Genomic DNA, 6286 nt, shown 5'->3' on the forward strand with positions numbered 1-6286 from the left:
TATACATGTCGGGGAGAAGCACGACATGTCAGCGAACAGGGAAGGTGCGGGCAGCGCTGTGGCAGCACGGGACAACAGCACGTCGAACGGCTCGTCGGGCACGCGTCGGCTCGTGATCGTCGAGTCCCCGACCAAGGCGAAGAAGATCGCGCCCTACCTGGGCCGGGACTACGTCGTCGAGGCCTCCGTCGGGCACATCCGTGACCTGCCGCGCGGTGCCGCCGACGTGCCGGCCAAGTACAAGGGCGAGTCGTGGGCCCGGCTCGGCGTGAACGTCGACCACGGCTTCGAGCCGCTGTACGTCGTCAGTCCCGAGAAGAAGTCCAAGGTCACCGAACTGAAGGGGCTGCTGAAGGACGCGGACGAGCTGTACCTCGCGACCGACCCCGACCGTGAGGGCGAGGCCATCGCCTGGCACCTGCTCGAGACCCTCAAGCCGAAGGTCCCGGTCCGCCGGATGGTGTTCCACGAGATCACCGAGCCGGCCATCCGGGCCGCCGCGGAACACACCCGCGACCTCGACAACAACCTCGTCGACGCCCAGGAGACCCGCCGCATCCTCGACCGCCTCTACGGCTACGAGGTCAGCCCGGTGCTGTGGAAGAAGGTCATGCCGCGGTTGTCGGCGGGCCGCGTGCAGTCCGTCGCCACCCGGGTCATCGTGCAGCGCGAACGCGAGCGCATGGCCTTCCGGTCCGCGACGTACTGGGACATCGCCGCCACGCTCGACGCCGGCGCCGACGCGAGCCCCCGCTCGTTCGGGGCCCGGCTCGTCGGTGTCGACGGCGCCCGCGTCGCGGCCGGCCGCGACTTCGGACCCGACGGGCAGCTCAAGTCCACCGGCGTCGTCGTGCTCGACGAGGCGTACGCGCGACGGCTCGCCGAGGCCCTGCACGGTGTCGACCTGACGGTGACGTCGGTCGAGAGCAAGCCGTACACCCGCAAGCCGTACGCGCCGTTCATGACGTCGACCCTGCAGCAGGAGGCGGGCCGCAAGCTGCGGTTCTCGTCAGAGCGCACGATGCGCATCGCGCAGCGCCTGTACGAGAACGGCTACATCACGTACATGCGTACCGACTCGACGACCCTGTCCGAGAGCGCGATCTCCGCCGCCCGGGCGCAGGCCACCGAGTTGTACGGCGCGCAGTACGTGCACCCCACCCCGCGGCAGTTCACCCGCAAGGTGAAGAACGCGCAGGAGGCGCACGAGGCGATCCGTCCGGCCGGCGACGTGTTCGCCACGCCCGGCGAGCTGCACTCACGCCTCGACACCGACGAGTACCGGCTCTACGAGCTCATCTGGCAGCGCACCGTCGCCTCCCAGATGGCCGACGCGCGGGGCACCACCCTGACGCTGCGCATCACCGGCACCGCCGCGAGCGGCGAGGAGTGCACGTTCTCCTCGTCGGGCCGCACCATCACCTTCCCGGGCTTCCTCAAGGCGTACGTCGAGAGCGTCGACGAGGAGGCCGGCGGCCAGTCCGACGACGCCGAGTCCCGGCTGCCCAACCTGTCCGAGGGACAGCGCGTCACCGCGACCGAGCTCGATCCGGACGGCCACTCGACCAACCCGCCGGCCCGCTACACCGAGGCCAGCCTGATCAAGGCGCTCGAGGATCTCGGCATCGGCCGGCCGTCGACGTACGCGTCGATCATCAAGACCATCCTCGACCGCGGCTACGTCTACAAGCGTGGCAGCGCCCTGGTCCCGTCGTGGGTGGCGTTCGCGGTCATCGGGCTGCTCGAGGCGCACTTCGGACGCCTCGTCGACTACGGCTTCACCGCCGCCATGGAGGACGACCTCGACGAGATCGCGGGCGGCCACGAGCAGCGCACCGACTGGCTGACGAGCTTCTACTTCGGTGGTGCCCACGGCGCCGAGAACTCGGTGGCGCGCGAGGGCGGCCTGAAGAAGATGGTCGGAGAGAACCTCGAGGACATCGACGCCCGCGAGATCAACTCGATCCGGCTGTTCGACGACGCCGAGGGCCGGGAGATCCACGTGCGCGTCGGCCGGTTCGGCCCCTATCTCGAGCGGATGGTCCCCAATCCCGACTCCCCCGACGGGGAACCGGTCTCCCAGCGGGCGAACCTGCCCGACGACCTGCCGCCGGACGAGCTGACGCTCGAGTACGCGGAGAAGCTGTTCTCGACCCCGCAGGAGGGCCGGGTCCTCGGCGTCGACCCGGCCAGCGGCAACGAGATCGTCGCGCGGGAGGGCCGCTTCGGTCCGTACGTGACCGAGCTGCTGCGCGAACCGGAGCCGGAGCCGGAACCGGACATCACGCCCATCCCGGTCGAGGAGGCACCCTCGGCGGGCGGCACCGCGACTGGTGGTGGCACGGCCACCGTGACGAAGAAGGCCGCGAAGAAGGCGCCGGCGAAGAAGGCCGCCAAGAAGGCGGCCGGCCCCAAGCCGCGCACGGCCTCGCTGCTCAAGTCGATGGAACTGTCGACGGTGACGCTCGAGGACGCCCTGCGGCTGCTGTCGCTGCCGCGGGTGGTCGGGGTCGACCCCGCGACGGGCGAGGAGATCACCGCCCAGAACGGCCGCTACGGGCCGTACCTGAAGAAGGGCACCGACTCGCGGTCGCTGGCCGACGAGGAGCAGATGTTCACCGTCACCCTCGAGGAGGCGCTGAAGATCTACTCCGAGCCCAAGCGCCGCGGTCGGCAGGCCGCCGCCACGCCGCCGCTGCGGGAGCTGGGCACCGACCCGGTCAGTGGCAGCCCGATGGTGATCAAGGACGGGCGCTTCGGCCCGTACGTCACGGACGGCGAGACCAACGCCAGCCTCCGCAAGGGCGACGAGGTCGACACCATCACCGACGAACGCGCCTCCGAGCTGCTCGCGGATCGTCGCGCCCGGGGCCCGGCGAAGAAGACCGCGAAGAAGACCGCGGCCAAGAAGGTTCCGGCCAAGAAGACGGCCGCCAAGAAGACCGCGGCAAAGAAGACGACCGCGAAGAAGGCCGCCGCGAAGAAGGAGTGACCCTCCCCGGAGCGGCGGCCTATCCTCGCCGTGTGTACCGCGAGGCGGCGTCCGGCATACCCGGCGTGCTCGTGTGGACGGCGACGAGGACCGCGGGTACGGCCGGAACGTCCGTGCTGCCCGACGGCTGCACGGATCTGATCTGGCACGAGGACGGCTTCCTGGTGGCAGGACCGGATACCCGCGCCCAGTTCTCCGACCTGGGCACCCGCCGGGACCTGACCGCGGTGCGGTTCGGTCCCGGGGTGGGGCCGGCGGTGCTCGGGGTGGACGCGGCCGAGCTGCGCGACGCGCGCGTACCGCTGGACCGCATCCGGCCCGAGGCGCACGTTCGTCGCCTGGTGTCGGCCGCGGAGTCCGACCCGCTCGGTGCGCTCCTGCACGAGACGCGGCGCCGCCTGGACGGCGTCGACCGCAGCGTCGAGACGGGCATCGCGTCGCAGCTCGGCGCCGGAGCGTCCGTCGCCGAGGTGGCGACGTCGATGGGTTGGAGTGCGCGGCGGTTGCACCGGCACGCGCTGCGGGTCTACGGCTACGGTCCGAAGACGCTGGCGCGCGTGCTGCGATTCCGTCGCGCGGTCGGTCTCGCGCGCGCCGGCCGGTCGTTCTCCGACGTCGCGGCCGAGTGCGGTTTCAGCGACCAGGCCCACCTCGCACGGGAGGTACGCGCCCTCTCCGGCGTTACGCTCGGCGCGCTCGTTCGCTGAGCGGTCACGCGGGCAAGGCCGCGAACAGTTCGATGCTGTGCCCGTCGGGATCGTGCACGCTCGCATACCGCTGCTTCCAGAACGCGTCCCACGGTTCGAGCACGCTCGTGCATCCCGCCTCCAGCAGGTCGCGGTACGTCGCGTCCACATCCGCTGGTGAACCACAGTCGAACGCGAGTGCAGGACCACCGGTGCCCGGCCGGAAGCCCGGATGGAAGGTCCGGACCGATTCGAGGGTGTCCCACGCCAGGCGGAGCCCGCCCGGCAGCGTCGTCTCGTAGTGCGGTTCGTCGGAGCCGGCGGGCAGGTCCAGCCCGAGGCGGCGATAGCAGTCGAAGGAACGGGTCATGTCGGCGACGACGAGCCCGACCAGCGCGAGTTGTGCAGTCATGACGGTGACGCTAGGCCGCCGCGACGTCGCCGTCTTGAAGGTTTCGGACGGCCGACGCACCGGCCGCGTCGGAGCCGGTCGCTACGCTGAGGCCATGCCCGGTGTCTTCGAACGTCTCGTCGGCCAGCGCGACGTGGAGACCGAACTGACCGCCGCGGCCACCGCCGCGCGCGGGGGCGGAGCCGGTTCTCGGATGACGCACTCGTGGCTGTTCACCGGGCCCCCCGGCTCCGGGCGGTCGATCGCCGCCCTCTGCTTCGCCGCCGCCCTGCAGTGCACCGACCCCGCGGCACCGGGCTGCGGTCACTGCCACGCATGCAGCACCACCATGGCCGGCACCCACGGCGACGTCCGTCGGGTGATCCCCGAGGGGCTCACGATCAGCGTCAAGGCGATGCGCGACATCGTTCGGACCGCCTCGCGTCGCCCGAGCACCGGGCAGTGGCAGGTCGTGGTGATCGAGGACGCGGACCGGCTCACCGAGGGCGCCGCGAACGCGCTGCTCAAGGTCGTCGAGGAACCGCCCGAACGCACGGTGTTCCTGCTGTGCGCGCCGTCGATCGATCCGCAGGACATCTCCGTGACCCTGCGCTCGCGATGCCGGCACGTCGCACTCGTCACGCCCAGCCCGGACGCGATCGCCCGGGTCCTGCGCGAACGCGACGGGCTCGACGCCGAGACCGCGAGCTGGGCGGCGTCGATCAGCGGCGGCCACGTCGGCCGTGCCCGGCGTCTGGCCACCGACGAGTCCGCCCGCGCCAGCCGGCGGCGTGCGCTGGATCTGGCCGAAGCCGTGCTCCGCCCCGCGACCACCTACACCGCCGCAGACGAGCTGGTCCAGCGTGCCGAGGCCGAGGCGAAGGAGATCAGCGTCGCGCGCGACGAGCGCGAGACCGAGGAACTCCGGACGGCTCTCGGCGCCGGTGGCACCGGTAAGGGCGCCGCCGGGGCGCTCCGCGGTGCGGCCGGCGTCCTCAAGGACCTCGAACGCACCCAGAAGTCCAGGCGCACGCGGACCGAGCGCGACATCATGGACCGCGCCCTCATCGATCTGGCCGGTCTCTACCGGGATGCGCTGGCACGTTCCCTGGGCGCTTCCGGCACCGCCAACCATCCCGACATGGCCGAGCGTGCCTCCGACCTGGCTTCGCGGGCCCGGCCGGAGGCGTTGCTGACCTGCATCGAGGCGATCCTCGAATGCCGTGAGGTTCTCGCACAGAACGTCAAACCGCGCTTCGCGGTGGCCGCCATGGCGGCCCGGCTGAGCTCGGCATTCCGGTAGGCGGCGAGGGGTGGTTTGCATTGGACAGGGGGGTAGGCGCTAAACTCGTGCGCGCCGTCAGGCACGCTGCCTTAGCTCAGTCGGTAGAGCATTTCACTCGTAATGAAAAGGTCGCGAGTTCGATTCTCGCAGGCAGCTCGGAGCGACGAAGGCCCTTCACCCGGAAGACGGGTGGAGGGCCTTCGTCGACCGGGGGACCCTTCCGGTCCGCTCGCCCACGACGAAGTCGCCCGCCGGCGCCCTCCGTGCCGGATGATGGCACGTGTGCTTCTGGAAATTTTCTCGATCGTTCTGATCGTCGGCGCTCTGGTCGTTCTCATCCCCACCGCGATGCGCGTGTTCCGCCGGCGCGACGACGACCACTAGGTCGGTCTTCGCCGCTCGGCACCCCGCTCGGGCGGCGCCCCCTCAGTACACTCGACTTATGAGTGAGTCGTTGAAAGAGCGGGTGCGAGCGAAGATTCTGCGCCAGCGCGGCGAAGACGGCGGGCGCCCTCTCGGTGACGCCGAAGGGGACAACCCCCGGCTCATCGACATCGACCTCGACCTGGCGCTGCTGGAGCAGGCCGCCGAGGGCGATGCCGTCGTGGAGGAGCTGGCCGTGAAGTACTGGGTGCCCTGACTCGGCGCAGAAAAGCGGTCTGACCAGGCGATTTGGTGAGAGCGCAATGTTCACGTAACTTATTCCAGGTCAGAGCGACACGGACACCGACCCGGCCCGCAGGGGCCCGGGAAAACGAGGTTGGACGAAGGCGCCTGATTAACCCGATTGAAAACCTTCTGGTAGGGTTTCCAATCGCTCCTGAGATCGGATCGGCCGCGGATTTTGATTCCGAAAGCCCCCGATGTTAGGCTGGAACGGTTGCCCCGGAGTGAAGCACTGAAAAGTGCGGAGCGATGGTGTGCGCGTGTTC

5 protein-coding genes and 1 tRNA gene are annotated in these 6286 nt (G+C 70.2%); 5 read left to right on the plus strand and 1 reads right to left on the minus strand.

What is annotated here, in order from left to right:
- Positions 1 to 58: 58 nt before the first annotated feature.
- Both topA and AIIKEEIJ_RS34070 read left to right on the plus strand, forming a co-directional pair.
- The gene (gene topA / locus AIIKEEIJ_RS18655) at positions 59 to 2992 is read left to right on the plus strand and encodes a type I DNA topoisomerase (RefSeq protein WP_029547225.1); all 2934 of its coding nucleotides are present in this window, start codon (positions 59 to 61) and stop codon (positions 2990 to 2992) included.
- Between the two features lie 32 nt (positions 2993 to 3024).
- Positions 3025 to 3699, plus strand: a complete 675-nt coding sequence (locus AIIKEEIJ_RS34070) for a helix-turn-helix domain-containing protein (protein WP_006940060.1) — start codon at positions 3025 to 3027, stop codon at positions 3697 to 3699.
- Between the two features lie 4 nt (positions 3700 to 3703).
- Here the strand turns inward: AIIKEEIJ_RS34070 and AIIKEEIJ_RS18665 are convergent, their stop codons facing one another.
- Entirely contained in the window at positions 3704 to 4090 is a 387-nt protein-coding gene (locus tag AIIKEEIJ_RS18665; RefSeq protein WP_050034523.1) for a VOC family protein, read from the minus strand.
- 94 nt (positions 4091 to 4184) lie between these two features.
- Here AIIKEEIJ_RS18665 and AIIKEEIJ_RS18670 point away from each other — a divergent pair, with 94 nt between their 5' ends.
- The 3 genes from AIIKEEIJ_RS18670 (at position 4185) to AIIKEEIJ_RS18680 (ending at position 5994) form a co-directional block, all read left to right on the plus strand.
- Positions 4185 to 5372 (plus strand): DNA polymerase III subunit delta', encoded by a 1188-nt coding sequence (locus AIIKEEIJ_RS18670; RefSeq protein ID WP_029547228.1) that lies wholly within the window; start codon positions 4185 to 4187, stop codon positions 5370 to 5372.
- A 65-nt stretch (positions 5373 to 5437) separates the two neighbouring features.
- Positions 5438 to 5510, plus strand: a tRNA-Thr gene (locus AIIKEEIJ_RS18675).
- A 286-nt stretch (positions 5511 to 5796) separates the two neighbouring features.
- Positions 5797 to 5994, plus strand: coding sequence for a hypothetical protein (locus AIIKEEIJ_RS18680; protein ID WP_029547229.1), 198 nt, complete (start codon positions 5797 to 5799; stop codon positions 5992 to 5994).
- The last annotated feature ends 292 nt before the right edge of the window (positions 5995 to 6286 follow it).

Source organism: Rhodococcus sp. YH1 (genome assembly GCF_009939605.1).
Lineage (GTDB): Bacteria > Actinomycetota > Actinomycetes > Mycobacteriales > Mycobacteriaceae > Rhodococcus > Rhodococcus aetherivorans.

Coding starts and splice junctions, on each gene's coding strand:
- AIIKEEIJ_RS18670 (WP_029547228.1), top strand. CDS start 4,185: ATGCCCGGTGTCTTCGAACGTCTCGTCGGCCAGCGCGACGTGGAGACC.
- AIIKEEIJ_RS18680 (WP_029547229.1), top strand. CDS start 5,797: ATGAGTGAGTCGTTGAAAGAGCGGGTGCGAGCGAAGATTCTGCGCCAG.
- AIIKEEIJ_RS18665 (WP_050034523.1), bottom strand. CDS start 4,090: ATGACTGCACAACTCGCGCTGGTCGGGCTCGTCGTCGCCGACATGACC.